The sequence below is a fragment of the Flavobacterium sp. genome (assembly GCF_047602195.1).
Classification (GTDB): Bacteria; Bacteroidota; Bacteroidia; order Flavobacteriales; family Flavobacteriaceae; genus Flavobacterium.
On record NZ_JASGHW010000004.1, the window covers coordinates 1,183,993 to 1,210,699 of the forward strand.

The 26,707-nt window shown below is 48.1% G+C and carries 29 protein-coding genes and 1 tRNA gene; 8 read left to right on the forward strand and 22 right to left on the reverse strand.

The window, feature by feature from the left end; translation table 11 throughout:
- Positions 1-15 precede the first annotated feature (15 nt).
- Both QM717_RS11365 and QM717_RS11370 read left to right on the forward strand, forming a co-directional pair.
- Positions 16-3,477: a gliding motility-associated C-terminal domain-containing protein gene (locus QM717_RS11365; RefSeq protein ID WP_415037585.1), complete on the forward strand. Its 3,462-nt coding sequence runs from the start codon at positions 16-18 to the stop codon at positions 3,475-3,477.
- A gap of 149 nt (positions 3,478-3,626) precedes the next feature.
- Positions 3,627-4,391, forward strand: coding sequence for an alpha/beta hydrolase family protein (locus QM717_RS11370; RefSeq protein WP_415037586.1), 765 nt, complete (start codon positions 3,627-3,629; stop codon positions 4,389-4,391).
- A gap of 200 nt (positions 4,392-4,591) precedes the next feature.
- Here the strand turns inward: QM717_RS11370 and QM717_RS11375 are convergent, their stop codons facing one another.
- The 10 genes from QM717_RS11375 to gcvP form a co-directional block, all read right to left on the reverse strand.
- Positions 4,592-5,353, reverse strand: a complete 762-nt coding sequence (locus QM717_RS11375) for an ABC transporter ATP-binding protein (protein WP_415037587.1) — start codon at positions 5,351-5,353, stop codon at positions 4,592-4,594.
- On the reverse strand, positions 5,350-6,096 hold the full coding sequence (locus QM717_RS11380) for an MlaE family ABC transporter permease (protein WP_415037588.1): 747 nt from the start codon (positions 6,094-6,096) through the stop codon (positions 5,350-5,352). The genes QM717_RS11375 and QM717_RS11380 overlap by 4 nt, the downstream gene beginning before the upstream one ends.
- A 256-nt stretch (positions 6,097-6,352) precedes the next feature.
- Positions 6,353-6,739 (reverse strand): DUF1801 domain-containing protein, encoded by a 387-nt coding sequence (locus QM717_RS11385; RefSeq protein ID WP_415037589.1) that lies wholly within the window; start codon positions 6,737-6,739, stop codon positions 6,353-6,355.
- An 11-nt stretch (positions 6,740-6,750) separates the two neighbouring features.
- Positions 6,751-7,293 (reverse strand): hypothetical protein, encoded by a 543-nt coding sequence (locus QM717_RS11390; protein ID WP_415037590.1) that lies wholly within the window; start codon positions 7,291-7,293, stop codon positions 6,751-6,753.
- 121 nt (positions 7,294-7,414) lie between these two features.
- Positions 7,415-7,774 carry a hypothetical protein gene (locus tag QM717_RS11395; protein ID WP_415037591.1) on the reverse strand — a complete coding sequence of 120 codons (360 nt, stop codon included), beginning with the start codon at positions 7,772-7,774 and terminating at the stop codon, positions 7,415-7,417.
- A gap of 30 nt (positions 7,775-7,804) precedes the next feature.
- On the reverse strand, positions 7,805-8,653 hold the full coding sequence (locus tag QM717_RS11400; protein ID WP_415037592.1) for a glycosyltransferase: 849 nt from the start codon (positions 8,651-8,653) through the stop codon (positions 7,805-7,807).
- Positions 8,653-9,177: a methyltransferase gene (locus QM717_RS11405; RefSeq protein WP_415037593.1), complete on the reverse strand. Its 525-nt coding sequence runs from the start codon at positions 9,175-9,177 to the stop codon at positions 8,653-8,655. The genes QM717_RS11400 and QM717_RS11405 overlap by 1 nt, the downstream gene beginning before the upstream one ends.
- Positions 9,178-9,343: 166 nt before the next feature.
- The gene (locus QM717_RS11410; protein ID WP_415037594.1) at positions 9,344-10,405 is read right to left on the reverse strand and encodes a 3-oxoacyl-ACP synthase III family protein; all 1,062 of its coding nucleotides are present in this window, start codon (positions 10,403-10,405) and stop codon (positions 9,344-9,346) included.
- 128 nt (positions 10,406-10,533) lie between these two features.
- Positions 10,534-10,908: a group III truncated hemoglobin gene (locus QM717_RS11415; protein ID WP_415037595.1), complete on the reverse strand. Its 375-nt coding sequence runs from the start codon at positions 10,906-10,908 to the stop codon at positions 10,534-10,536.
- Positions 10,909-10,948: 40 nt separating this feature from the next.
- The gene (gene gcvP, locus QM717_RS11420; protein WP_415037596.1) at positions 10,949-13,798 is read right to left on the reverse strand and encodes an aminomethyl-transferring glycine dehydrogenase; all 2,850 of its coding nucleotides are present in this window, start codon (positions 13,796-13,798) and stop codon (positions 10,949-10,951) included.
- A 135-nt stretch (positions 13,799-13,933) separates the two neighbouring features.
- On the opposite strand from gcvP, the gene QM717_RS11425 reads away from it, so the two are divergent.
- Positions 13,934-14,758: a hypothetical protein gene (locus QM717_RS11425; RefSeq protein WP_415037597.1), complete on the forward strand. Its 825-nt coding sequence runs from the start codon at positions 13,934-13,936 to the stop codon at positions 14,756-14,758.
- A gap of 6 nt (positions 14,759-14,764) precedes the next feature.
- On the opposite strand, the gene QM717_RS11430 is transcribed toward QM717_RS11425, so the two are convergent.
- From QM717_RS11430 to QM717_RS11475, 10 genes are all read right to left on the reverse strand, one after another.
- Complete coding sequence (locus tag QM717_RS11430; RefSeq protein ID WP_415037598.1) at positions 14,765-15,154, reverse strand: hypothetical protein; 390 nt, start codon at positions 15,152-15,154, stop codon at positions 14,765-14,767.
- On the reverse strand, positions 15,154-15,504 hold the full coding sequence (locus QM717_RS11435; protein WP_415037599.1) for a hypothetical protein: 351 nt from the start codon (positions 15,502-15,504) through the stop codon (positions 15,154-15,156). The genes QM717_RS11430 and QM717_RS11435 overlap by 1 nt, the downstream gene beginning before the upstream one ends.
- A gap of 11 nt (positions 15,505-15,515) precedes the next feature.
- Entirely contained in the window at positions 15,516-15,884 is a 369-nt protein-coding gene (locus QM717_RS11440; protein WP_415037600.1) for an SRPBCC family protein, read from the reverse strand.
- 77 nt (positions 15,885-15,961) lie between these two features.
- Entirely contained in the window at positions 15,962-16,870 is a 909-nt protein-coding gene (locus QM717_RS11445; RefSeq protein WP_415037601.1) for a TIGR01777 family oxidoreductase, read from the reverse strand.
- 3 nt (positions 16,871-16,873) lie between these two features.
- A complete protein-coding gene (locus QM717_RS11450) occupies positions 16,874-17,695 on the reverse strand; it encodes a DCC1-like thiol-disulfide oxidoreductase family protein (protein ID WP_415037602.1) in 822 nt (273 codons plus the stop codon).
- A gap of 56 nt (positions 17,696-17,751) precedes the next feature.
- A complete protein-coding gene (locus QM717_RS11455; protein WP_415037603.1) occupies positions 17,752-18,255 on the reverse strand; it encodes a GbsR/MarR family transcriptional regulator in 504 nt (167 codons plus the stop codon).
- A gap of 417 nt (positions 18,256-18,672) precedes the next feature.
- Positions 18,673-20,700, reverse strand: coding sequence for a M3 family metallopeptidase (locus QM717_RS11460; RefSeq protein WP_415037604.1), 2,028 nt, complete (start codon positions 20,698-20,700; stop codon positions 18,673-18,675).
- Positions 20,701-20,988: 288 nt separating this feature from the next.
- Positions 20,989-21,474: a 5-(carboxyamino)imidazole ribonucleotide mutase gene (gene purE / locus QM717_RS11465; RefSeq protein ID WP_415037605.1), complete on the reverse strand. Its 486-nt coding sequence runs from the start codon at positions 21,472-21,474 to the stop codon at positions 20,989-20,991.
- A gap of 63 nt (positions 21,475-21,537) precedes the next feature.
- On the reverse strand, positions 21,538-22,692 hold the full coding sequence (locus QM717_RS11470) for a 5-(carboxyamino)imidazole ribonucleotide synthase (protein WP_415037606.1): 1,155 nt from the start codon (positions 22,690-22,692) through the stop codon (positions 21,538-21,540).
- 278 nt (positions 22,693-22,970) lie between these two features.
- The gene (locus tag QM717_RS11475; protein WP_415037607.1) at positions 22,971-23,399 is read right to left on the reverse strand and encodes a hypothetical protein; all 429 of its coding nucleotides are present in this window, start codon (positions 23,397-23,399) and stop codon (positions 22,971-22,973) included.
- A 113-nt stretch (positions 23,400-23,512) separates the two neighbouring features.
- Between QM717_RS11475 and QM717_RS11480 the strand changes: the two genes are divergently transcribed.
- The 5 genes from QM717_RS11480 (at position 23,513) to QM717_RS11500 (ending at position 25,603) form a co-directional block, all read left to right on the forward strand.
- On the forward strand, positions 23,513-24,013 hold the full coding sequence (locus tag QM717_RS11480) for a hypothetical protein (protein WP_415037608.1): 501 nt from the start codon (positions 23,513-23,515) through the stop codon (positions 24,011-24,013).
- A gap of 67 nt (positions 24,014-24,080) precedes the next feature.
- Positions 24,081-24,467 carry a hypothetical protein gene (locus QM717_RS11485; RefSeq protein WP_415037609.1) on the forward strand — a complete coding sequence of 129 codons (387 nt, stop codon included), beginning with the start codon at positions 24,081-24,083 and terminating at the stop codon, positions 24,465-24,467.
- Between the two features lie 39 nt (positions 24,468-24,506).
- Complete coding sequence (locus QM717_RS11490; protein WP_415037610.1) at positions 24,507-24,884, forward strand: DoxX family membrane protein; 378 nt, start codon at positions 24,507-24,509, stop codon at positions 24,882-24,884.
- Positions 24,885-24,893: 9 nt separating this feature from the next.
- Positions 24,894-25,436 (forward strand): SRPBCC family protein, encoded by a 543-nt coding sequence (locus QM717_RS11495; protein ID WP_415037611.1) that lies wholly within the window; start codon positions 24,894-24,896, stop codon positions 25,434-25,436.
- 85 nt (positions 25,437-25,521) lie between these two features.
- Positions 25,522-25,603, forward strand: a tRNA-Leu gene (locus tag QM717_RS11500).
- Positions 25,604-25,631: 28 nt separating this feature from the next.
- Here the strand turns inward: QM717_RS11500 and QM717_RS11505 are convergent.
- Both QM717_RS11505 and QM717_RS11510 read right to left on the reverse strand, forming a co-directional pair.
- Positions 25,632-26,072: a hypothetical protein gene (locus QM717_RS11505; RefSeq protein ID WP_415037612.1), complete on the reverse strand. Its 441-nt coding sequence runs from the start codon at positions 26,070-26,072 to the stop codon at positions 25,632-25,634.
- A 65-nt stretch (positions 26,073-26,137) separates the two neighbouring features.
- Positions 26,138-26,686 carry a hypothetical protein gene (locus tag QM717_RS11510; RefSeq protein WP_415037613.1) on the reverse strand — a complete coding sequence of 183 codons (549 nt, stop codon included), beginning with the start codon at positions 26,684-26,686 and terminating at the stop codon, positions 26,138-26,140.
- Positions 26,687-26,707: the final 21 nt, after the last annotated feature.

Genomic DNA, 26,707 nt, shown 5'->3' on the forward strand with positions numbered 1-26,707 from the left:
CCAAAATGGTTTTTGTTGGTTCTTTTTTTATCGTTCCAATCGGTTTTTGCCCAATTGACCGATTTTACCCTACAGGTGACCGCTACCGATGAAAGCTGTACCGGAAACGGAACCCTGACTTTTTCGGTAGGCAATACCACACCTGGTGCCAATATGCTTTTTGCGGTGTACCTGCTTCCCAATACGACCACGCCCGTGGTGTCGACCTCGGCCTTGACCGTCAACGGATTGTCGGCGGGCAATTACCGCATCGTCGCTACGCAAACCTTGGGCAACGATTCCAATTTTGAGCAGCAGGACGCGACGATTACGACCACGATCGAAGAATTGGCCTACCAACTTTCGGGGAACATCAACTGCAATGACGGCGTGATTACCGTCAATGTATCCGAAGGAAATCCGGTGCAGTACGAAATCCTTTCGGGCCCCGTGACCGTTCCGCCACAACCTTCGAATGTTTTTGCCGATTTGCCAATGGGAATGTATGTCATCCGCGTGACCGATGCCTGCGGGGATGCATTGGTACAGGCGTATACCTTATCCAATCCGAATGTGGGGTTCGACATCGCCGGGGTCAACACCCCCGATTGCAAACTGGTCAGTTGCGACCTCATTGCGCTCGAAACCACAATCGCCCCGATACCGGGTGGCTCGATCACTTTTCCGATCAACATACAGTATACGATACATCCGCCATCGGGTCCCAATATTGTCCTGAGCCAAAATTACCCTTCGGTTCCCGACGAGTTCCTGGTCGATATCCCGTTTTACCACAATCTGTCTTATACGGTAGATGTTCAGGTAACCGATGCCTGTGGCCATGTGGAAGTGCTCAACGGCAGCGTCATCAATGAACACCTCGACCTGATCCTGCAAACCGATGTGTCGCTTTGCGACCGCAACATCAAGATCGAGGCATGCAATTACGTACCGCCGTTCTCGGTTAGTTTTATTTCGACTCCGGCCGGATTCAACCCGTCGCTGTTCAATACCGCGCACCCGGGACCTTACGCCGATCTGCCGATTAGGTATACGTCATCAAACAACAACAGTCTTCCCGTTGGCGTTTACATGGTCCAGCTTACCGATGGGTGCGGCAGGACGTCGGTGAGTTCGATCGAGATCGAGGAAAATGTCGAGCCCAATTATTCGGTGCTTCCGCAAAGCTGTGGTTTTGGGCAGGTGAGCATGCCGGGGCAGAATGGTTCGCCGGTGGCACAAGTGATCATTACCTCGGCGCCTGCAGCCTACGATCATCCGTTGCCGCACAATGTTTCATTCAATATCAATGAAGGTCATTTCGTGATGCCGGGTTTGCCTGCAGGTACGTACGTCTTTACCGTGGTGAGCCTGTGTCTCGATACGTATGAGTATACGATTACGATTCCGCCGTCGGGCCAACAGCCGGTGTTGACCAGTTACATCCGCGGATGCGAGATTGGTTTTGGATCGATCCGATTGGCCATCCAAAATGCCGAGTTGACGGTGGCCCGAATCATGGCCGCCCCGGCAGGATTTACGCAAACGCTGCCGTATGACATCAGTTTCAACATCGATGACGAAGGGAAATTGTACATGAATTCCTTGCCGCAGGGCATCTATACTTTTTATCTCCAGGACAATTGCGAAGGGCAGCGCACCATAACCATTGAAATCCCGGGTTACCAGGTAACGCTCGATGACATCTCGGTGCAGGAAAACTGTGGCTCTTTTAATGTGGACCTGAACTATACGCCAAATGAAACTGCGCTGCACACCTATTGGCTGCAACGTTACAATACCGTTTCGGGCCATTGGGAACACCCGATTACGGGCTTGTCTTATGTAGACGGCGCCGAACCCGACAGCAACAATGCGCTGCCGTTGACCAATTACACCAACAACCTGAACATCGCTTCGGTGGGGAAATTCAGGGTCATTCGCGCACACCGCTATTTTGCCAACGGCGATGCCAGCATGATTTTTTGCATCACGCCCATCAAAGAATTTGACTTCACGGGAAGGCCGCGCATCATCGATGCGGCAATCCTGCCTTGCGTGTCCAATCCGGGGCAGGTGGTAGTTGTGGCCCAAGGCTTGGCCCCGTTGCATTATTACATCACGAGCAAGGATGGCGCGCCGTTTTTCGTGGACAACGGCAACTCGAACATTTTTACCGGATTGACCCCGGGCATCTACAATTTCCAGGTGCGTGACCTTTGCCAGAACATCGTGAACCGGTTGTTCGATTACAATTCGATTCCGCCGCCGCACATTTCACAAAGCGTGTTGTGCGACGGGCAGAATGGGCAATTGTCGGTGCAGGGATTCGACTTCCTCAATTACCAGTGGTGGAATGGCAACAATCCCGGCAATATCCTGAGCACGACGAGCCAACTCAATTTTTCGCCTTTTAATACAAGTGCCAATTCGGGGACTTATTATGTGCGGATTTATTCCGCCCAACCGGGTTTGTGTACCGACCAGATCATTTCGTATGTCATTCCGGTTTCGGGCAGCAACCCGTTTGCGGGCAATGATGCGACGACCGATATTTGCGGCAGTTCGGGAACCGTCGACCTGTTCTCGTTACTGACCGGAAATTATACCACGGGCGGTTATTGGGAAGAAATTACTTCGAGCGGCATGCAGATTGGGCACAGTTGGTTGCCGGTCGGGATCCCGTACGGAACCTATCGTTTCCGTTATACCGTGGATGGTTTGTGTGGCGTAAGCGACAGTGCCGAGGTCACGATCCATTTCAATCCGCTGCCAAGTATGCCGGTCATTGCCGCCATTCCGGCGTTGGCGTGCAGTTCCGAAACAATCCAGTTGTCGGTGGCGGAGATTCCGGGCGCGACTTATGTGTGGACAGGCCCCAATAATTTTTCCTCTACCGAGCAAAATCCGGTTGTCGCCAATGCCACTACGGCAGCCAGCGGCACCTATTCGGTCAAAGCCAGTATCGGTAATTGCCAGTCACCGACGGCCAGTGTAACGGTCGAAGTGCTGGAGTTGCCTGAATTTACTTTTATAAAAGGGTGCAACGGGAACCAATATTCGATTAGGGCGGTGCCGGTTTCGGGAGCCTTTGACGCATCGGATTCGTTTGTGTGGAACGGCCCGAACAATTTTACAAGCACAACCAACCCCGCGGTGATTACCGAAAAAGGGAATTATGTGCTTACCGTCACTACCGACGAGGGTTGTACTGCAACACACGCCATCGACATCGCCACGACCGCCTGCTCAATTGCCACGGGCATTTCCCCGAACGGCGACGGCAAAAACGAACGGTTTGACCTGAGTGGTTTCGACGTGTTGAAATTCAAGATTTTCAGCCGCTATGGCAACATCGTCTATGAGCAGAACGACTACACCAACCAATGGCACGGGCAGGACAAAAACGACCGCCAGTTGCCCGACGCGACCTATTATTATTACATCAAGCTCAAGACAGGCGAGGAGAAGACGGGTTGGGTGTATGTGACGCAATAGACCGCCGGGCCGCAAGAGCCAAGACCATTTCGTTGCAAGGCCGCTTCGCTACAAGATCGGCCGATAAGTATAAAGGGAGGTAAAAAATAATCTTTTTTTAACAGCGGTCCCTGTATCCGGCATGCCCAAAATCGCTTAACTTGCACGGCATGAGCAAGCGTTTATTTTTATTTCTGATTTTGGGTTTGATGGGCAAGACCTGTTTTTCTTGCACGCCCGACCGCGAACCCTTCCAAAAAAGCCTTCTGCAGGATACGCTGACCCTGTTCGACCAGCAGCGCAACCGCAAAATCCCGATAGCGATTTACCATTCCAATGCTAAAAATGTCCAGAACAAAATCCCGGTCATCCTGAACCACGGCTATGGCAAAAACAAAGGAGGCGACTACCTCAAGTATTCCTATATCGCCGAGACTTTGGCGGCCAGGGGTTATTTCGTAATCAGCATCCAGCATGAATTGCCGACCGATGAATTGATGCCTACCTCGGGGAAACCACAGGAAGTGCGTTTGCCGTTTTGGGAGCGCGGCGTGCAGAACATCAGTTTTGTCGTGGGAGAGATGAAAATCAGGTATCCCGAATTGCATTTTCCCCAACTGGTCTTGATCGGGCATTCGAACGGCGGCGACACCAGCATGCTGCTCGGGCAGAAGTTTCCCGAATTGGCCGACAAGATTATTTCCTTGGACAACCGCAGGATGGCGCTGCCAAGGACCAAGCAACCCAAGATTTACACGATACGCTCGGTCGATTTTCCGGCCGATGAAGGCGTATTGCCCAATGAGGCCGAACGCCGTGAATTTGCCATCCGGGTCGATTTTTCCAAAGTACCGCACAACAACATGGGCGATTCGGGTAGTGAAGAAGAAAAACGCTACCTGATCGGCAAAGTGCTCGAATACCTTCAGTATTAATTTTAGCGGAATCTCGCGTGAAGGATGGAAGCGGCAGCCCACAGCGCAGCGAGGACTAAAGCGGACAGCCTGACGGCGGCCACAAGATTTTGATTGCAACGCGAATTTGATTCGCCGGCACGCCCCAAAAGATCACTTCGTTGCAAGAGCCAAGACCGCTTCGCTGCAAGAAACAAGACTGTTTGAAACCAGCGTTGGCTTTATCCTTTGAGCATAGCCTCGCGTACCTTCTTGAACAGGTTCGACGAATACACGAAGTCGATGACCGCTTGGTTGTCGGCGCGGAAAATTTCGTCTTTGGTGCCCTGCCATTCGAGGATTCCATTTTTGAGGAAAATGATGTTTTCGCCGATTTCCATGACCGAGTTCATGTCGTGGGTGTTGATGACAGTGGTGATGTTGTATTCCTCGGTGATTTCCTTGATGAGGTTGTCGATGAGGATCGAAGTGTTTGGATCGAGCCCCGAGTTGGGTTCGTCGCAAAACAAATATTTCGGGTTGTTGACAATCGCACGCGCAATGGCGACGCGTTTCTGCATCCCGCCCGAAATTTCCGAAGGCAGTTTGTGGTGCGCATCGATGAGGTTGACGCGTTTGAGTACGAAGTCGACGCGGTCGTCCATCTCCGATTTCGATTTGTTCGAGAACATCTTGAGCGGAAAGCCTACGTTTTGCGCCACGGTCATCGAATCGAACAAAGCCGAGCCTTGGAAGACCATACCGATTTCGGTGCGCAATTCGCGTTTTTCATCTTTGTCGAGATCGGCGTAGACGCGGCCGTCGAAAATGATCTGGCCCGAATCGGGTGTATGGATGCCGAGCAACGACTTGAGCAAAACGGTCTTGCCCGAACCCGATTGGCCGATGATGAGGTTGGTTTTTCCCGTTTCGAACACGGTCGAGATGCCTTTGAGCACTTCGACGCCGTTGAACGATTTCTTGACGTTTTTGACTTCTATCATGCGAGCAACAATTGGGTTAATATGTAATTCATCAAAATGATGGTCACCGAAGTCCACACAAACGAGACCGTACTGGCTTTTCCTACCTCGAGCGCGCCGCCTTTCATATAATAACCGTGGAAGGACGGGACGGTGGCCAAAATGAGCGCAAAAACAAAGGTCTTGATGAATGCGTAAGCAATATGAAACGGAATGAATTCCTGCTGCAACCCGCCGATGAACTGGTCACTCGAACCGAATCCGCCGTAGACCGCCGCGATCCAGCCGCCCAAAATCCCGAGGAACATCGAAATCCCGATGACAAATGGGTAGAGCAGCAGCGCCATCAATTTAGGAAATACAAGGTAATTCAAGGAATTGACGCCCATGACTTCGAGCGCGTCGATCTGTTCGGTCACGCGCATCGTTCCAATGCTTGACGTAATGAACGAGCCCATTTTTCCGGCCATGACGATCGAGATAAACGTCGGGGCAAATTCGAGGATCACCGATTGACGCGTCGCAAAACCGATCAAATACTTAGGAATCAAAGGATTGGTTAAATTGAGTGCTGTCTGAATGGCCACAACCCCGCCCACAAAGAACGAAATGAACGCCACAATCCCGAGCGACCCAATAATGAGGTCGTCGATTTCTTTCAAGATCAGACCTTTCATCACAGACCATTTGGTCGGTTTGTTGAAAATCTCTTTCCACATCAAAAAATACCTTCCAATCTGCGATAAATATCGAATGAGCATCATGTTTTAAAAATAAACGCTAAAATAGGGATTAGTTTGCAGTTTATGGTTTTGGGGTGGGAGTTTTTTAGTTTTTTGTTGGGCGTGCCCCTGCGGGTTGCGCTGTTCGCTTTATCTTTTGCGATCCCGAAGTGTCGGGATCGCAAAAGGATGCCGCTGCCATCGCTCACGCGGTCGGAACTTCAGAATTCAACATTCGTTAATCGACATTCGAAATTCAAAAATACCGAATATCGAACGCTGAATGTCGAATAACGAATTACAAACGCTCCAAAACACCTTTGCGCTTAACGATATTCTTATAATCCCACTGGATCGTTTTGGATTTTTCGAGCCAGCGTGCCAAATCGGTTTCGTTAATTTGGTCTGCTGAAGTATAACGCGCTTCGGCGGCCTTGAAAGAACCTTCATTCTGCAAACCTGCTTCGTCGAACGATTGTCCGCTCCAAAACAACAAACGCACGCAATGCTTGAGTTTGCTGTAACCCACAATCGGGTTGCCGTCCAAGAACCAAACCGGATGCGCATGCCAGATTTTGTTTTCGGCTTCGGGTAAGTTTTGGTTGATGATTTGCGCCAACGCGTTGCAGATGGATTGGTCTTCGGCGGTTTGCTTGTCATTATAGGCTTGGGTGTCTGGATGCATACACTTGGGTTTTATCGTTGGTTTGACGGGGTCGGTTTGCCTGTTTTTTGTTTGATCAGGTGGATGAATTTTCGGCCGCATTCCCCAATCTTGACATAATAGTTCATTGCGTTTCCGGTATTTTGGATCGTCAAGGTGTCTTTGCCCAGGAAGGCTTCCACTTCGGTGGGCAACACCAATTCTTCCTTGGTTTCGTCGTCGTTCGATTCATCTTCGTCGGTTTCATTGGTTATATCGCCTTCGTATTCGTCCCATTCGACGCCTTCAAAAACCAAATAAACCTCGTTCGATTCCCCGCGGTCGAAGCTTACTTTGCCACTCAGGTTGCGCAAATTGGTCAGCAGATGGTATCGGTACGAACCCTTTTCTTTGTATATCCTGATCGAGAACGGACATTCTTCGGTTTCGAGGCTGTCTTTTTCGGTTTTGTAAAATCCCGAAATGGTATCGAGGGAAGTCGTTGCTAGGTCTTGCGAAACGACCGCATCGGTTTTCTTTTCTCTACAGCAGGTGAGAAGGATGGCAATAAAAAAAAGGAAGACAGTCCTGTTCATAGCCCAATTTATTTCGCTCAACGTTTCGCGTTGTTGCTACCGAAGATAGAAATAAATCGTGAAATAAAGCTTCCTGCCATTGAAAACCAGTGATTAAGTAAATGCGCTGTCAGCAGCACAATCAGAAATCTTCAAAATTGTCACCCTGTACATTTTTCAAATATTCTTTCCCTAATTCAACAATATCATTCAGCAGCAAGGGCTTCACCGTTTCCAGCGTAGTTTGTTCTAAATTGTAAAAGAGCAATATTTGAATTTCGTTCTCAATGTCGGTGTTGAAATTTTCACGATTGCTATAAATTTCATTGACCAAGGAACAAATTTTAGTTAAGCGGTCAATTCTTGAAGTGTCCACGAAATCATTCATCAAGTCTGCCAGGAATTCAAAAGGAGAAATAACGTCGCTTGATTCATCGTACGATTCAATCGGTATTTCTAAATCGAGCAGGGCCGAACGGATAAAGACGGATAAATTAATCATTAGATAAACATAGTTAAAAATGCATCCCTGCTAACCCAATAGTTTTCCTTTCATTTTTTTCCAACGGTACCCGCGGATGAATTTTGCCTGTTCTTCGGTCACGAGCATGGCCGATTTCCCCATTTTGGCTTTCCAAAACCCATTCATATAATCCAAAAACAACAACGGTTTTTTCTTCATCATCGCGAGTTTGGCCGAGGCAATCACTGTGATCCAAAATCCGTATCCGAGCGCATAAAACGCCTCGCCTTGTTTGTAACGCGCGGCCTTGTTGTAATTGGCGCCCGTCGGTTTGAGGTGTTTGACCTTGAGTTCGGGGACCGTGACGACTTTCCAACCGTAGAATTTCGCAAGCAATTCATCGACCGTGTCCCAGCCCATGGCGGGTTTGAGTCCGCCGATTTGTTCAAAACAGGCTTTGCGATACGCCTTGAACGCCCCGCGGATGTGGTCTTTGTCGGTCAGGTTTTCAAGAATCCAATCGCCATTTTTCTCGATGTAAGCGAACCCGCCCGCCATTCCGACTTTCGGGTCGTCCATAAAAACAGTCAATACGGTTTCGAAATAATCTTCGGGCAAGACCAAATCGGCGTCGAGCTTGACGATGATGTCGTAATCGTCCAAGGTTTCGAGTCCTTTCTGGAATGCCAGGATCACCTTGCTGCCGGGCAAATGAATCGCCTTCGACGCTTGGTTCACGAGCGAAACCCACGGATGTTGTTCGGCAAATTCGGTTGCGATTGCCGCAGTATTGTCGGTCGAGTTGTCGTTGACAACTACCACTTGTTTGGGCAAGAGCGTCTGGTCGGCCAACGAATCGAGCGTCAGCTTGAGAAAAGCCGATTCGTTGTGCGCGGGCATGACGATGCAGTAGTTCATTATTTTACTTTTTCTGCGTAAACGATGTAATAGCGGTTCGTGAAATAACGCAGCAACGGTCGCCAACCGATTTTCTTGACCGGATTCGTCCATTTTTCACGCGCGATGATTGTCCATCCCGTTTTTTCCAAAAGCCAATCGAGTTGCCAATCCTCGAATTCGTGGTAGTGGCGGTCCCAAGGGTCAGTTTTGCTGCGGTAAGCGGGCGAAAACCACAAACGCATCGGGATAGAAATCAATAATTTATTGGCTTGGACCGATTCCAGAACCGTGTACGGATTGAGCAGGTGTTCGAAAATTTCAAACGCGGTCACGACTTCGGCTTTGGCGTTCTTGATTGCGTCCTGGTTGACGTCCAAATCTTCGCCGCTCGTGTTTTGCACCGAATAGCCTTCGCGTTTCAGGATGTCCGAAAACGGATTTTCGACACCCAAATCGAGTATGGTTTCTGATTTTGAAACGTGTCTTTGCAAGAATTCAAGCGTGTGCTTGAAGCGTTTGTTCGGGAATGTTTTTTCGTACATGGTTTTGTTTTACCGCAAAAGTTTTTTCACCGCAAAGCGGCAAAGGTTTGCGCAAAGATAACAAAGTATTTGGATGCACCCGATTCGCTAGCCCTGATCGCGCCGGTATCCTCGAAGCGCAGCGGAGAGATAAAGGCAAGAGCAGGAAACAGCTCCTGTAAAAAAATCAATACTTGTAAACGATTGCATTAATATTCATCCCCGAACCCACCGAAGCGAGCAAAATAATATCGCCTTTTTCGATTTTGTGGCCTTCGATTTCATTGTGTACGAGTAAATCGAAAAGTGTTGGTACGGTTGCGACGCTGCTGTTGCCCAGGCGGTGGATGCTCATCGGCATGATGTTCTCGGGCGGCGTCTGGCCGTAGAGTTTGTAGAAACGTTGGATGATGGCCTCGTCCATTTTTTCGTTGGCCTGGTGGATCAGCACCTTCTTGATCTGGCTGATGCCGATGCCGCTTTCGTCGAGACAGTCTTTCATCGCTTTGGGAACTTGGCTCAACGCGAATTCATAGATTTTTCGGCCCTGCATTTTGATGTAGCGCACATCGGGGTCGTGTTCCTTGTTGAACGAATTGCCGAAATTGAGGTAATAGGCTTCGTCGTAGGCGTAAGTCGCAGAAGCGTGGGCCAGGATGCCTTCGCCGTCTTCATCTGAATATTCCACAATCGATGCCCCCGCACCATCCGAATAAATCATGCTGTCGCGGTCGTGCATGTCGACCACGCGCGACAAAGTCTCGGCCCCGATGACGAGGCAGCATTTGGCCATGCCCGCCTTGATGAACGCCTGCGCCTGGATCACACCTTCGACCCAGCCCGGGCAACCGAACAAAATATCATAGGCGACACATTTCGGGTTTTTGATTTGGAGTTGGTGTTTGACGCGTGTGGCCAGACTCGGCAAAATATCGGTTTGGATCGCACCGTGGCGCACATCGCCGAAATTGTGTGCAAAAATGATGTAGTCTATTTTTTCGGGATCGATGCCGGCGTGGGCAATCGCTTTTTGTGAAGCGAGAAAGCCGATGTCGGAGGTAAGCAGGTTTTCGGTCACATAACGGCGTTCTTCGATGCCGGTAATGTTCTTGAATTTGGCTGCGATTTCTTCGTTCGGAATCGGGAAAGGCGTCCCGTCGTCGTTGAGGAACACGTGTTTGGCGAAGTCGATGTTGGTGACCACGACTTCTGGGATATAACTGCCGATTCCGGTGATTTTAACTGACATGGTGGAGATTTAAGGAGTTGTGCTAAGTTACTCATTAATAGCGTAGAAAACGCGTAAAAATTATGCATGCATATAAAATTGCGGAATTGGGAAAAAGCGCAACCCAAAAAAACAGATATCGGAATTTTTCAGTTAGAATGTTGCATTTTAATCTGCATTACGGTCGCTACCGACAGCGCGCGGGTCTTGATCAATTCGGCGTTCTGGCCCGAGAAATGTTCATCGACCGCATCGTGGAAATGCCCGAGCCAGGTTTCGAAATGGGCCCTGGTCAATGGTTCTTGGTGGTTCAGGTCCAAATGCACTTGCATGACATTTTTCTTGTAGTTGCCCGTGTGCAAAATGCTGAGTTCCCAGAAATCGACAATGTGCGGCAAATGCTCGGGCAGGTCGATTTTTGCCACGTCGGTAAAAATGTAATTGATGGAATCGTCAGCGAGCAGTTTGTCGTAAAAAGCGGCCATGAGCAATTCGAGGTCTGAACGGTTTTGGATGTCTGTCATGATAAAAAAATGTCCCGCTTTTCGGGCGGGACATTGGTATTTAGTTTTCCATATAGGCTTCAATCGGTGCACAACTGCAAACCAGGTTGCGGTCGCCGTAGGCATCGTCGGCACGTCTGACGCTTGGCCAGAATTTGTTCTCGGCGATGTATTCCAATGGGAAAGCCGCTTGTTCTCTGGTGTATGGGAAATCCCAAGTATCGGCAGTCACCATCGCCAAAGTATGCGGTGAATTTTTGAGCACGTTGTTTTTGTCGTCGATGTTCGCGGCCTCGATTTCTTTTCTGATCGAGATCATCGCGTCGCAGAAACGGTCGAGTTCTTCGAGGTTTTCGCTTTCGGTCGGTTCGATCATCAGGGTTCCGGCTACCGGGAAAGAAACGGTCGGTGCGTGGAAACCGTAGTCCATCAGACGTTTGGCGATGTCGGTTACTTCGATGCCTTTTTGCTTGAACGGACGGCATTCGATGATCATTTCGTGTGCCGCGCGACCCATTTCTCCGGTGTACAAAGTATCGTAATGGCCGGACAATCTTTCCTTCATGTAGTTCGCATTGAGGATGGCCATTTTGGTCACATTGGTCAAGCCTTCTGCGCCGAGCATGGTGATGTAACCGTAGGAGATCAAACAAACCAAAGCCGATCCCCAAGGAGCAGCAGAAATCGCAGTGATGGCGCTGCTGCCTCCGGTTGGAATCACCGGGTTGCTTGGCAGGAACGGCACCAAATGCGGAGCCACACAGATTGGGCCCACGCCAGGTCCGCCGCCGCCATGCGGAATCGCAAATGTTTTGTGCAGGTTCAGGTGGCAAACGTCGGCGCCGATCGTAGCTGGGTTGGTGAGTCCGACTTGTGCGTTCATGTTTGCACCGTCCATATAAACCTGTCCGCCGTTGTCGTGGATGATTTGGGTTACTTCGATGATCGAGGCTTCGTAAACGCCGTGTGTCGATGGATAAGTCACCATCAAGCAAGACAGATTGTCTTTGTGTTCGATGGCCTTTTGACGCAAATCTTCTACGTCGATGTTACCGTTTTCCAAAGTCTTGGTCACGATGATGTCCATGCCTGCCATCGCTGCCGAAGCCGGGTTGGTTCCGTGGGCCGAAGCCGGAATCAAGGCGATGTTTCTGTGGTGGTCGCCACGCGATTGGTGGTAAGCGCGAATGGCCATCAAACCGGCGTATTCGCCTTGCGCTCCAGAATTCGGTTGCAAAGATGTTCCGGCAAAACCGGTCACCACGTTGAGTTGGTGTTCCAATTTCTTAAGCATTTCCTGATAACCCTGCGCTTGATCGAGTGGTGCAAACGGGTGAATGTTGTTCCAATTCGCCATACTCAAAGGCAGCATTTCGGCCGCAGCGTTGAGTTTCATCGTACAAGAACCCAATGAAATCATCGAGTGGTTGAGCGCCAAATCCTTTCTTTCAAGCATTTTGATGTAACGCATCAAGGCCGTTTCCGAATGGTATTTGTTGAACACGTCTTCCTGCAGGAATTTCGAGTTTCTTTCGAGGCTTTGCGGGAAGTAATTGCCTTCGACCAGGTTTTCAATTTTTGTCGCCGTTTTTCCAGTTGCTTCTGCAAAAATGTTGGCGATTTTATTCAAGTCAGCGATCGATACCGTTTCGTTCAAAGCGATCGAAACCGTTTCGTTGTCGATGTAATAGAAATTGATTTCGTTCTTTTCGGCAATCGCTTTTACTTTCACCGCATCGGCCTTCACTGTAATCGTGTCGAAATAGGCCGTGTTGGTTTGATACAATCCGAGTTTTTCCAAGGCATTGGCCAAAGTCGCTGCCGAAGCGTGGACTTTACCCGCGATGTATTGCAAACCTTTCGGGCCATGGTAAACGACATACATTCCGGCCATAACCGCCAAAAGTACTTGGGCCGTACAAATATTCGAAGTCGCCTTGTCGCGTTTGATGTGCTGTTCGCGTGTCTGCAACGCCATACGCAAGGCACGGTTGCCGTTGGTGTCGATCGTCACACCGATGATACGGCCCGGCATCGAGCGCTTGTATTCGTCTTTGGTCGCAAAATAGGCTGCGTGCGGGCCACCGTAACCGAGTGGAATTCCGAAACGTTGGGTGGTTCCGAACACCACATCGGCGCCCATTTCACCCGGTGAAGTCAATTTCACCAAGCTCAGGATGTCGGCTCCGACTGCGGTTTTGATTTCGTTCGATTTCGCTTTAGCGATGAAACCGGCATAATCGTACACCTGTCCATATTTGCCCGGATATTGCAGCATCGCCCCGAAGAATTCGGTCGAAAAATCAAAATTTTCATGGTTGCCTACTACAAGTTCCACGCCGATTGGTGTGGCACGCGTTTCGAGCACCGATAAAGTCTGCGGCAGGATTTCTTCCGAAACGAAGAATTTATTGATGTTGTTTTTCTTTTGGTCGCGGCTTCTCACGTCGAACAAGAGCGCCATCGCTTCTGCGGCAGCGGTGCCTTCATCGAGCAAAGAGGCGTTGGCGATTTCCATTCCGGTAAGTTCGATGACCATCGTTTGGAAGTTCAAAATCGCTTCGAGACGACCTTGCGCAATCTCTGCTTGGTAAGGCGTATAAGCCGTGTACCATCCCGGATTTTCCAAAACATTTCTCTGGATGACCGCAGGAACAATCGCCTGGTGGTAACCCAATCCGATGTAAGTTTGGAACACTTTATTCTTGTTGCCCAATTGCGCAATATGGTTCAAATACTCGTATTCGGTCAGCGCGGGATCGAGATTGAGCGGTGCCTTGAGGCGGATATCATCTGGAAGGGTTTCGTAAATGAGTTGATCGATCGTTTCCGTCCCAATGGTTTTGAGCATGTGCTGCAAATCTTCTTCACGCGGACCGATGTGTCTTAAGGCAAAAGCGTCTGTTTTCATCAAATAAAAAGTTGTGTTTTTTAAGTGGCGTAAAATTAGATATTAATCTCAAATCCGATGCTGTTTTTAACAGCATTTTTTGTGAATTTGTAAACAGAAATCCGTTCTTATTAACAGATTGGTTAATTTTACGGAATGGGGGTTTTAAAACGCATTTTAGATTTCTACATCCAAAGCAGCATCCATGTGGCGTTGGCTGTTTTTGCGTTCATCCGCGTGACCGAATTCCTGTTTTATCTGTTGCCGAATCCGTATACCGCGGGCTTTGGTTTTTTCGGGACGATTGTCGGGTACAATTTTGTCAAGTACGATGCCTTGGCCCGGTCGGGAAGGCCCAAAATGAGTACGCGGCTCAAGCTTTTTATCGCGGTCAGTTTTGTGGCTTTTTGGGGTGCGGCCTATTGTTTCTTTCACCTCAAACCACTCACGCAAATTGTTTCGGGACTGTGCCTGCTCGTGACCGCTTTCTACACCTTGCCCTTTTTTCCGAACAAACGCAATGCACGCAGTTGGTCGGGGCTCAAGATTTACATCGTTTCGCTGTGTTGGGTCGGGGTGACCGTTGCGCTTCCGGTGCTCGATGCGGGCATCGACTGGACAACCGATTTCCTGTTGGTTTCGGCCAAACGGTTCATTCTCGTGGTCGTGCTGTTGTTTATCTTCGAAATCATTGATTTGGCTTGGGACGATCCGCACCTCAAGACCGTTCCGCAGCAAATAGGGGTCAAGAACACCAAGAAATTAGGCGTGTTTCTATTGGTGATTTTTCTGCTGCTCGAATTGTTCCAGCTCACCGAAAGTATTCCGCGGTTTGTGGGAAACATTGTCGTGATCTTTACCACGAGCGGCTTTCTTTATTTTGCCCATGAAAAACGTTCCCGCTATTATTCGACTTTTTGGGCAGAGAGTATCCCGATTGTGATGTGGCTCGTCGGGTTGGTTTTTCAACGGATTTTTTGAAAGAATTTACGGATTCAGACTATTGGAATAATTCAAACAAGCAACCAGAAATACAGCCAATAAAATAACGAGGTTCAAAAGAAATAACTTCAAATAAGGTTTGATTTCGATGGACTTTTGCCATTTCCATTTCGACAGAAAATAACCCGATACTACGATAAAAAATCCCGGAATAGTGGCAAAAATAATGATGTAAAAAGTGCCATAAGCGACAACCCAATACAGGGATAAAAAAAGTTCAGGGGCATGTACAATACTATGGTATACGACAACCGTAAATACCGCGAACAATAGCAACAGCAAACTCATCGCGACCGATAATTGGAATGCAATTGTTATCAACTTCAACAACAAAGGAATTTTGTTTTTAAGGATGGCCAACACTTTCTTGTACATCAGTTGCAATTGTTAAATGGTTTGTTCCTCCAAAAAGACAAAATGGAAACACAGCATATAAAATCCACCACAGGGAAAATCGTTTTTAAATAATCAAAATCGGCTTGTGTTTTTTCAATCCATATTGCAAAAAAGGAAGCAAGAATTCCGAGTCCAAAACCAATTAAAATCCATCGATTGTTCCATTTTACCGGAATGAAAGCATCGGTAATCATGAGGCTGACATACCAAATCGGCGTATGAAAAAACAACACACCGCCGTACCAAACTCCCAGCGAACCCTGAGCTGCGCTTTGGTACAGCAAGTTTAAATGGCAGGCCAAGAGTGCCACCCAAAACGCTTTGAGCAAATAAGGTATTTTTAGATTGAAGCACATTTTTGAATGAATTCGTTTCTGCCGATCAGGAATTGCGTCAGGTGCTTTTTGAGCAACCACCGATCGAATAATTTCCCGAAAATGCCGTACGGTGTTTCATAGGTCAAAATATCGGTCATTGTCGTGATGCCTTCCGATTCTTCAAAATGATGTTCATGCCGAAACGATTTGAACATCCCTTTCTCCATTTCATCCACAAAATAATGCGGACGGTCGAATTCGGTGATGCGGCTTTGGTGCGTGAAATACATCCCGAAATGTTTGCCGCGCCAAGTCACTGTTTCATTGGCGCTGATCATGCCCGAAGTTACGCCTGCAATCGCTTTTTCCTTGGACTTCATTGCCGATTCCATGTGAATGTCAATATTGCGAGATCGATCGAAAACTTTTTCCATCGGCGCATGAAAACGAGTGGTCAAACGGATTTTGGTCATTGGGCTAAATCTTTAAAAGCGGTTTCGGCTTGGCCAAAAGTAAACACAAAGCCGTTTTCGAGCAAACGTTTGGGAATCACGTTGCGGCTTTTGAGCACGAGTTCGGTTTCGGTCCCGATGATTTTGGCGCCGAATTCTAGCATTTTTGTGCTGATGGCCAAACCGACAGGAACCTGTAAAGCTTTGCGCAGTTTCTTCATGAATTCGGCATTGCTGATCGGTTGCGGGGAGACGATGTTGATCAGGCCGGTGATTTGTTTCTCGATGACAAATTCCACCGCACGCGCAAAATCGAGTTCGTGGATCCAGCTTACGAATTGCCTGCCATTGCCCTGTTTGCCGCCGAATCCCATTTGGATTAAATTTTTGAGGGGCAGGAAGGCACCGCCTTTTTTCCCGAGCACAATCGAAGTACGCAAGGCCGTTTTGAGCGTATGCGGCGTATCGATTTCGAAAAAAGTCTTTTCCCAGGCTTGGGCGACATTCATCGAAAAGTCATCGCCGATTTCGCCGGTGGTTTCATCCATCTGCTTATCGGTTGAATGCCTGTAAATCGTGGCCGTCGAAGAATTGAGCCAATGCTTCGGCGGATTTTGGCACATTTTCACGGCCAGGTTCAACACCGAAGTGCTGCCCGTACGTGATTCAAGGATGGCTTTTTTGTTGGCGTCATTGTACCGGCAATCGACCGATTTCCCGGCGAGGTTGATCAACACATCGGCATTTTCGAGTTCGCTTTCCCAACCCGTGAAAGTCGTCGCGTTCCAGTTCACATATTTGACACCGTTTTTATAAGCCGATTGACCGCGGGTCAAAACGACAATTTCATCGGTTTTGCCTTTGAAATAATTGATCAAAACTTGTCCCAAAAAACCTGTTCCGGCGGCGATAACAATCTTTTTCATGACTTATAGATTTAAAAGGAATGCCAAGGCGGTGAGTCGGTACAAAACCCAAGTAAAGCAAAGCAATGTGGGCAATTGCAACAATCGGACGCGGCGCCAGTGCTCGAAAAACATCGCCAAAACGGTCAAGCCAAACCAACAAAGCATGACCGTTTGTGGCAATGCAATCCATATATTCAATATTAAAATGGGAAGCAGCAAAAGGCTGCCCATCAAAGAGACCGTCATCAAATTTCCGGCGTAAACCAATTTGTCCCTGTTGTCTTTTTCAAAAAGGAAAACCGCCTGAAAAAGGATTTGTCCGAAAGCCAGCAGCAGTTCGCGTCCCAGACCACCATTCGGGATCAGTTCAATTTTGGCCGCATATGCATTCAAAACCCAAGCGGTCACCAGCACGGAAAAAAGGAGGTAGGCGATGCGGTAGCGGTAATTGAAATCGGGCGTGCATTGCAAAGACTTGCCGTCATTGGGCTTGCCCGGAATAATGACTTTGCGGTTGTACGAAATGAACGCATAGAGTTTGCGCAACACCAAATGCACGGGCTTCAATTTCCCGATTTGCTGCACCACCGGAAACGAATTGCCGATCACTTTCAACAAACTGTCGATGCCATAAGTAACCGTTTTGTTGGCGTGGTCGACGAGCGCGATCTCGTTTGCCGCACGTTCCACATCGACAAAATCGATTTTGTTTTGTGCCAGCGTGCAAAAAGAGGCCCTGCCGTTTTGATCGAGCATGCCTGTTTTGACAAATGCCCCAGTGTAGGCTTGGCACAGCGGGCAATCTTCATCGTAGATCAGGGTTTGGTTGGCCAGTGTTTTCATATTTGTATATTTTAAACTTTCAGAAAAAAATGAAACATTATATTAAATTTTTTTATTTACTTCATGATTTTAATCACCAAACGCCCAAGCCAATTGTCGTTCATCTCGGTGGCTTTTTCGAGCATATTGTCGGCCTTGAGCACGAAATCGTACAGTTTGGTGGTCTGTTCGGTAAAATGTTTTTGCTCGGCAGAAGCGTCGCCCGCTATCGAAGAAACTTCCTTCAAAACCTTGAGCGCGGGTTTGATTTCGCGCTTGCTGCGCTCCTTGGCAATCTTGACGGCGAGTTCATCGAGGTCTTTCTCGGCTGTAAAAAACTCGCGTCTTTCACCTTGCTTGAACTCTTTGTAGACAATGCCCCAATCCATCAGTGCGCGTAAATTCATACTCGCATTGCCGCGTGAAATGTGCAGTTCCTCCATGATTTCCTCCATCGAAACCGCTTCGGGCGACACCATCAGCAGCGCATGGATTTGCGCCATCGTCTTGTTGATGCCCCATTGGGAGCCGAGTGCGCCCCAGGTCTGGATGAATTTATTTTTGGCTTCATTGAATTGCATGGGTCAAAGATATATAAAGTTTTTAAAGTTTCAAAAAAAAATGAAAGTTTATTTGGTTGAAGTAATTTTTTGGGCGTTCCGGCTAGCTGCGCCGCCGTCGCGCTTTCCGTTCCAATCTTTTACAATCTTCGCTTTGCTACGATTGCAAAAGGATTTCCACTGCAATCGCTAACGCGGGCACGCTTCGCTACAGAAACGCTTCGCTACAGAAACGCTTCGCTACAGAAACGCTTCGCTACAGAAACGCTTCGCTACAGAAACGCTTCGCTACAGAAACGCTTCGCTACAGAAACGCTTCGCTACAGAAACGCTTCGCTACAGAAACGCTTCGCTACAGAAACGCTTCGCTTCGGATTTATCAGACTGTCTGAAAATCCGAAGCGAAGCGTGTCCGATAATCTAAAGGCGCAGTCGTGTCTACAAAAGCCCCGCGCGTCTCAACAACGCATCCGGTTTTGGTTCCTTGCCACGGAAACGTTTGTACAACACCATCGGATGTTCGGTTCCGCCTTTCGATAAAATGTTTTCCTTGAATTTGGTGGCGACCTCGCTGTTGAAAATGCCGTTCTGCTGGAAATATTCAAAGGCATCGGCATCGAGTACCTCGGCCCATTTGTAGCTGTAATAGCCCGATGAATAACCGCCTTGGAAGATGTGCGAAAAGGCCGTGCTCATTGCATTTTCAGCTACATCGGGATACAATTTCGTTGGAGCGAATTGTTCGTCCTCGAACGCCTTGAGGTCGGCAATCGCCGTCGGATCTTGCCCATGCCAGCCCATGTCGAGCAAGCCAAAACTGAGCTGTCGCAAGGTAGCCATGCCTTCCTGGAAGCTTGCACTTTCCTTGATTTTGGTAATGTATTCGGTTGGGATGATTTCGCCCGTTTGGTAATGTTTGGCGAACAAAGCCAGCGCTTCGGGCTCGTAGCACCAGTTCTCGAAAATCTGGCTCGGCAATTCGACAAAGTCCCAATACACGCTTGTTCCCGAAAGGTTAGGGTAGGTCGTGTCGGCGAGCATTCCGTGCAAAGCATGCCCGAATTCATGGAACAAAGTCGTCACTTCATTGAAAGTCAAAAGCGAAGGTTTGGTTTCGGTCGGTTTGGTGAAATTGCACACGATCGACACATGTGGGCGTTCATTGCTGCCGCCAATGATGTATTGCGATTTGAATGACGTCATCCACGCGCCGTTGCGCTTGCCTTTGCGCGGAAAGAAATCGGCGTAGAAAACCGCCACGAGTTTACCGGTCAGATCCTTGACCTCATAAGTCATCACGTCTTCGTGGTATTTGTCGATGTCGTTGGTTTCATGGAATGTCAACCCGAATAATTTATTCGCGACCGTAAATGCACCTTCCAAAACATTCTCGAGTTTGAAATACGGTTTGAGCTTTTCATCATCGAGATTGAAACGTTCCTGTTTCAATTTTTCCGAATAATACGCGCCATCCCATTTTTCCAATCGGTCGATGCCATCGAGGTCTTTGGCGAATTGCTCGAGTTCGGCAAATTCGCGTTCGGCGGCAGGTTTGGCCTTTTCGAGCAAGTCTTGTAAAAATGCCTTTACTTTCGCCGGACTTTCGGCCATGCGTTCCTCGAGCACAAAATGGGCGTGGGTGTCGTAGCCGAGCAATTGTGCACGCTCGTGTCTCAATTTCGCGATTTTCAAAACAATTTCACGGTTGTCGCGCGGATTGCCGCGGAAAGCTTTCGCGCCATTGGCAATCGCCATTCTTTTACGCAATTCCCGATTGTCGGCATAGGTCACAAACGGGATGTAACTTGGGTAATCCAAAGTGAAAACCCAACCGTCCTTTTCGCGTGACTTGGCTTCTTCCTTGGCCGCTTCAACAATGCCTTCGGGCAGTCCCGCCAAATCGTTGGCGTCGGTAATATGGAGTTCGAAATCGTGCGTTTCTTCCAAAACGTTTTCGCCGAATTCAAGGCTTAATTTTGACAATTCCTTGTCAATTTCGCGCAATTTTTCTTTTTTATCGTCGGGTAAATTGGCGCCGTTTCGGGCAAAACCTTTGTATTTTTTGTCGAGCAAAGTCGTTTGCTCTGGGGATAAATCTAAATTGGATCTGTTGTCGTAAACCGCCTTGACGCGTGCGAACAACTCGGGGTTCAAACGGATGTCGTTGCTGAATTCACTGAGCATCGGAGACACTTCCTGCGCAATTTTCTGGATCTCGTCGTTGGTTTCGGCCGAATGCAGGTTGAAGAAAATATTCGACACGCGGTCTAAAGTATCGCCCGCAAACGACAATGCCTCAATCGTGTTTTCAAACGTGGGCGGTTCGGGGTTGTGGGCAATCTGGTCGATTTCTGTTTTGGCGCGCGCGATGCTTTCGGAGAAAGCGGGAAGAAAATCTTCGTTCTTGATTTTGGAAAATGGCGCGGTGTCGTGTTTGGTGCTGAATTTTGAAAGTAGTGGATTCATAATTTATGAGGTGCGGTGCCTAGCCCTGATGGTAGCGGCATCCTTTATTGACATTTTTATGGCAATAAAGATACAGCGGACAGCAGGAATTTGCTCCCAATGAAATGTAAAAAAATTAAATTCAATGATGGGATCAAACTTTAACAAAAAGTACAGATAATCTGTTTGCAAGAATAAGGATTATTCCGTTGGGAATAACCTTCATTGCCCCCTTCCCATGAAGCGAAAATAAAATTTTTCTACAAATCTCCACTACAGAAAAACTGTAAATTACTTCAACAAAAAGAATTATGGCCGCTTCAGGTTTTCAGAAGCCTCATTGACCGCATTTTTCAAACCTTCTTTATACGCGATGATTTTATCGAGCACGGTTTTGTCATGACTTCCAATGATTTGCGCCGCCAAAATTCCCGCATTTTTCGCACCGTTCAACGCGACCGTCGCGACCGGAACACCGCCCGGCATCTGCAAGATCGACAGCACGCTGTCCCATCCGTCGATCGAATTGCTCGACTTGACCGGTACGCCAATGACCGGCAACGGCGACATCGACGCGACCATGCCCGGCAAATGCGCCGCGCCACCGGCTCCGGCGATGATCACCGAAATGCCGCGTTTATGTGCATTTTGGCTGAAATCGAATAATTTTTCAGGAGTTCGGTGTGCCGAAACAATGTCGACTTCGGTCTCGATGCCGAATTGCTGCAGGATCTCGACGGCGTCTTTCATGACGGGCATGTCCGAAATGCTTCCCATGATGATGGCTACTTTCATATTTTTGAATTAGATAATTTGAAAATTGTTGGTGTTTGGGGAATTTTCTAATCGGCTCATTATTTATTTGCTAATAACCCTAATCGTATTCTTGACGTTTTCTGCAATTTCACGCGCCTTGGCCATATCTTCGTTCACGATCGTGACATGGCCCATTTTGCGGAACGGACGCGTCTCGCGTTTGCCATAGATGTGCGGCGTGACGCCTTCGATGGCCATGATTTTCTCGATGTTTTCATACACGACTTGGCCTGAAAATCCTTCTGCTCCAACAAGATTGACCATGATGCCGGCGACTTTGCTGTCGGTGTTGCCCAATGGCAAATCCAATATCGCGCGCAAATGGTTTTCGAATTGCGAGGTGTAGCTGGCTTCAATCGTATGGTGACCGGAATTGTGCGGGCGCGGTGCGACTTCGTTGACGAGAATCTCATCGTTCTCGGTCTGGAACATTTCAACGGCCAATAATCCGACATGGTTGAATTTTTCAGAGACTTCGAGTGCGACGGCACGTGCTTTTTCGGCGACTTTGTCGTCAATTCTTGCCGGACATATCACATATTCGACCTGGTTGGCCTCGGGATGGAATTCCATTTCGACGACCGGATAAGTCTTGATTTCTCCCGAAACATTGCGCGCCACAATCACGGCGAGTTCATTTTTGAACGGGACCATTTCCTCGGCGATGCATTCCACATTCGGCAGGTTTCTGAGGTCCATTGCGGTGCGTACGACCTTGACGCCGTTGCCATCATAGCCGAATTCGGCGCTTTTCCAGACAAACGGCAAACCGACTTCTTCTTCCTCGATTTTCTTCTGCAAATCATCGAGGTCAAAAAAGCGTTCGTGCGGCGCGGTTGGGATGTCGTGGTCTACATAAAAATCCTTTTGCTTGCCCTTGTTCTGGATTTGTCTCAAGGTTTGCGGCGACGGATAGACTTTTTTGCCTTCGGCTTCGAGTTTTTCGAGCGCATCGACATTGACGAGTTCGATTTCAAAAGTCAGCACATCGACCATTTGACCAAAGTTATAGACCGTATCGAAATCGGTCAGGCTGCCCTTGACAAAGACATTGCTGCCAATCTTGCACGGCGCCTCCTCGCTCGGGTCGAGCACATAGGTCTGGATGTCGAATTTGCGGGTTTCGGAAAGCAGCATTTTGCCAAGCTGTCCGCCACCGAGAATGCCGAGTTTGAAATCGGAGGAGAAATAGTTCATGGTGTTGTGTTGTTGGGACAAAGATAATCCTTCTTCTTTTGTCTTGAAATAAAAGAGGTAAAAATTCGAGCATGGCCACTCGGTTAGGTTTTCGCTGCCGCGAGGGCCTTCTTTTGTCTCGCACCAAAAGAAGCAAAAATGCGTGGCGCCTGATTGCTCGGCGACCTGCTAGTTCTTGATGGCTAAATCAAAAGAACTCGCCTGCGGCTCAAACAGCTTTTGATTTTTAAGCCATCTTCAAACAGCAGGTGCCCGTCTGCGCAATCTATGGCGCGGCCTCACGAAGAACGTTTATTTGGTAACTGAAAAATCCAGTCCGCTTGAAACGGGAAATCGTTCAATTCGAAAGAAGTTCTTAGAAGGTTTTTTGGCGCTTTGCAAAAGCCAAAAATAAAATATGAAATTCCTAACTGGTGCGCCGTTAAATGAGAATCGTAAAAAACAACGAAAGGAATAAGCGGCAGCGTACCTGGAGTTGAGCCCGCAGGGCGAACGGCTTGGTACGCGGAGTGTTTCCTGAGGTAGTTTTTGAGATTGTAATTTGGGCGCTCCGCCTTTTTGTTTCTTTTGCGGCGAGGCAAAAGAAAGCCTGCGGCAGCATAGCCCCGATTGAAACGGAAATCCTTTTGCGTGAGGAACGAACGCAAAAGATTGTAGTGTAAAGCGGGAAACAGCTCCTCAAAAAACCTGTCGCAATCCACCTCCATAAATGACTGTTTCACACACTACTGCGCGGATGCTAATTATGTAATTTTATCTTCGACTTTAAAAACAGCTATTTTCTTTTTTAGTCGGAAATTGAAATCACTAAAAACAACATATGAAAACAATCCATGTAAAAGACAGTCGCCTGTATGGACTGGTGGCTTTGTACGATATGCACACCGATTTTTATCCGAAAGTACTGGCCGGGATTTCGGACGATGCGGCGCAAAGTAGGCTTGATACCCAGGCCAACCACATGGCGTGGCTCGCCGGAAGCATGTTGCAGGAACGCTTTGAGTTGGCGGGTTGGTTTGGAACCAAAATGGAGCAGACGCACCATGAATTGTTCCGCGGCCACCAAGGAATCAAGGACGGTAAATCTTATCCGCCGTTGGCCGATTTTGTGCAGGACTGGAAACGCATTTCGCCGGTGCTCCGGGAAATTCTTTTGGATTTAACCGCGGATAAAGTCGACAGTATTTTTGAAATGGAAGGCATGAAGATGACGCATTTCGAATTGCTTTCGTTCGACACCTATCGCGAAGCCAACATTATTGGTCAGCTCGTGCTTTGGAGAAGATTATTGGGTTATCCCGCAATGAAATACGACGAATAAACAACACAGATTATGAAAAAGATAGAAAAAACCAAAGAGATTGCCGCACCCAAAGAAAAGGTGTGGAATGTATTGCTCGAAGGATGCCTACAACCGCATCTGGATGGCCGAATTCATGGAAGGCTCGCATGCCAAAACCGACTGGATCGTCGGACACAAGGTGCGCTTTCTCGACAACAACGACAACGGAATTGTCGGGCGGATCCTGACCAAACAACCTTACGAGGCGATAGAAATGGAATACGACGGCGAGGTCAAGAATGGCGAGGACGATTTAGACAGCGAAATGGGAAAAGCCATGAAAGGGGCGCGGGAAAATTATTATCTTTCGGAAAGCGATGGCGTTACGACGCTCAAAGTGGAAGTCGATATGGACCAGCAGTGGATGGACATGATGTCGGTCGCCTGGGACAAAGCACTCGAAAAGATTGAAGAATTGTCGATTTCCGTTTAAAATAAAACCAACAACAATTACTAACCAAACCTTTAAATTATGAGAATTGCAACGATTATTGTTCGCGTCCTTCTGGGATTGATGTTCCTTTTTGCTTCGTGCTTTTATTTTTTCGGCCCGCCGCCGCCAACACCGCCTGACGGTTCGTTGAAGACTTTTACCGAAGGTCTGATGGCTTCGGGTTATTTGATGAACCTTGTCAAATCGCTTGAGTTGATTTGCGGACTGTCCTTTGTCATCGGCCGTTTCGTGCCGTTGGCCAATTTGGTGATTTTGCCGATTTCGGTCAATATTTTTATGACACATGCGATGGTGGCGCCCGAAGGATTGCCAATAGCCATAGGTGTTTTGGTCGCCAACTTGTTCCTGATTTACGCTTACAGAAGCCATTACACTGCAGTTTTTGCGGCCAAATAAGTGTCGAAGATGGAAATCGTAATTTACATACTCGGAACCGTCGGCGGACTCATCGCGTTGGTGCTCATCGTCGCGATGTTTGTCAAGAAGAATTATTCGTTGCAGCGACAAATTGCAATCAACAAATCCAGACAGGAAGTCTTTGATTTTGTCAAACACACACAGAATGCCATGCGCTACAACAAATGGTTCATGACCGATCCCAACCATCGCAAGGAATTGCGCGGCACCGACGGTACTGTCGGGTTTGTCTATGCCTGGGACAGCGACAACAAACAGGTCGGCAAAGGCGAACAGGAAATCAAATCGATGGTCGAAGGGCAACGCATCGAACACGAAATTAGGTTCATCAAACCCTTCGAGGGCAAAGCCGATGCCTGGATGGAAACCAAGGAAGACGGCAACGGTACGACTGTGGTGGTATGGGGTTTCAGCAGCGGCATGAAATACCCGATGAACATCATGTTGCTTTTCATGGATTTCGAGAAGATGCTCGGGAAAGACATGGAGACCAGTTTGTCCAACCTAAAAAATGTACTCGAAAAGGAATAAACCTAAGAATCGAACCTATTTGTGCTAAAATTGGCCAAGGCTATTTGTTTTCTCGAAAATAGTAGTACTTTTGTGCTCCCTGAATGCCCTAGTGGCGAAATTGGTAGACGCACTGTGTTCAGGTCGCAGCGCCCCCGGGTGTGCTGGTTCGAGTCCAGTCTAGGGCACAAAAAAAAGCCGCAAAAGCGGCTTTTTTTATGGATTATAATCTACCTCGTGGGTGATGTTCTTGATGATCTCTGCGTTCGAAGATTCAAGTACCCCCGAAACGGTCGCTACGACCTCATTGTCTTCGAAAATCTGGAAAGTGTAGCTCTGCTCAAAACCGGTATCGTTTTTCATGGTTACTTCTGCTTCTGCCGTCATGGGTTGATCGACAAAATCAACGATAATGGTCATGAACCAGGAGTTGGGCGAGTCGGGTGTGCTGTATCCGAAAGCAAATTGGTCGTTTCCTTTTTTATAACGGATTTTTTTAATGATATTGGCCGAAGTCTCCACTTCATAACGGATGTCGGTTCCTGTTGGAGGGCCTGGAATGATCGGTTTGTTGTCATCGTCGTCGCTGTTGCACGAAACAAGTGAAACAGACAAGCTGAGCAAAAGCAGCGCACCAATTTTTTTCAATGTTTTCATAGGTATAATTTTGGCCAAATATCGTAAAAACTATCGAAGCCCATTCACTTTTAACAAATTAAAAATTACCGGATTCGACGCAAGATGTCCTTGGATGCGGCTTTGTAGGCCGCGCTGTGGTCCGGATAACCCATCTCGAGGATGCTTTGAAGTTCGGGATAAACCCAGTCCTGCAACTTCCCGATTTGGTAAAGCGCGCGCATGGCATAGGCTTTCGTGGCCACTTTCGCTTGGCCAATCAACCAGTCAAAACAGGTTTCGGCAATGCTTTTCAGATGCGATTCATTCAGGAAATCCCTGCGCTCAAGATGTCTTTCTGCGGCAAATTGGCAAATTTTAGCCATCGAACGCATCGCTCCATCGTGTTTGAGCAAGGGCAGTTTGGCACAGAAATCATCGAGATGCGGTGAAAGCCAGCCGATGTGTCGTTCCAATACCAATTCCAAAATCCAGCAGGCTTTGTGGTGGTGTTTGTCCGATACGTCCAAAGCCACCGCGATCAAATCCTTCAAAAGTTCGGGATTTTCAAAAATAAGACCGGCGTTGTAATCGCGAATGGGGCGATGCGCCGTGCTGTTGGCGATGCTTTGGTACAACATTTTATTGACTGCCATAGAATTGGATTGGGATGATAA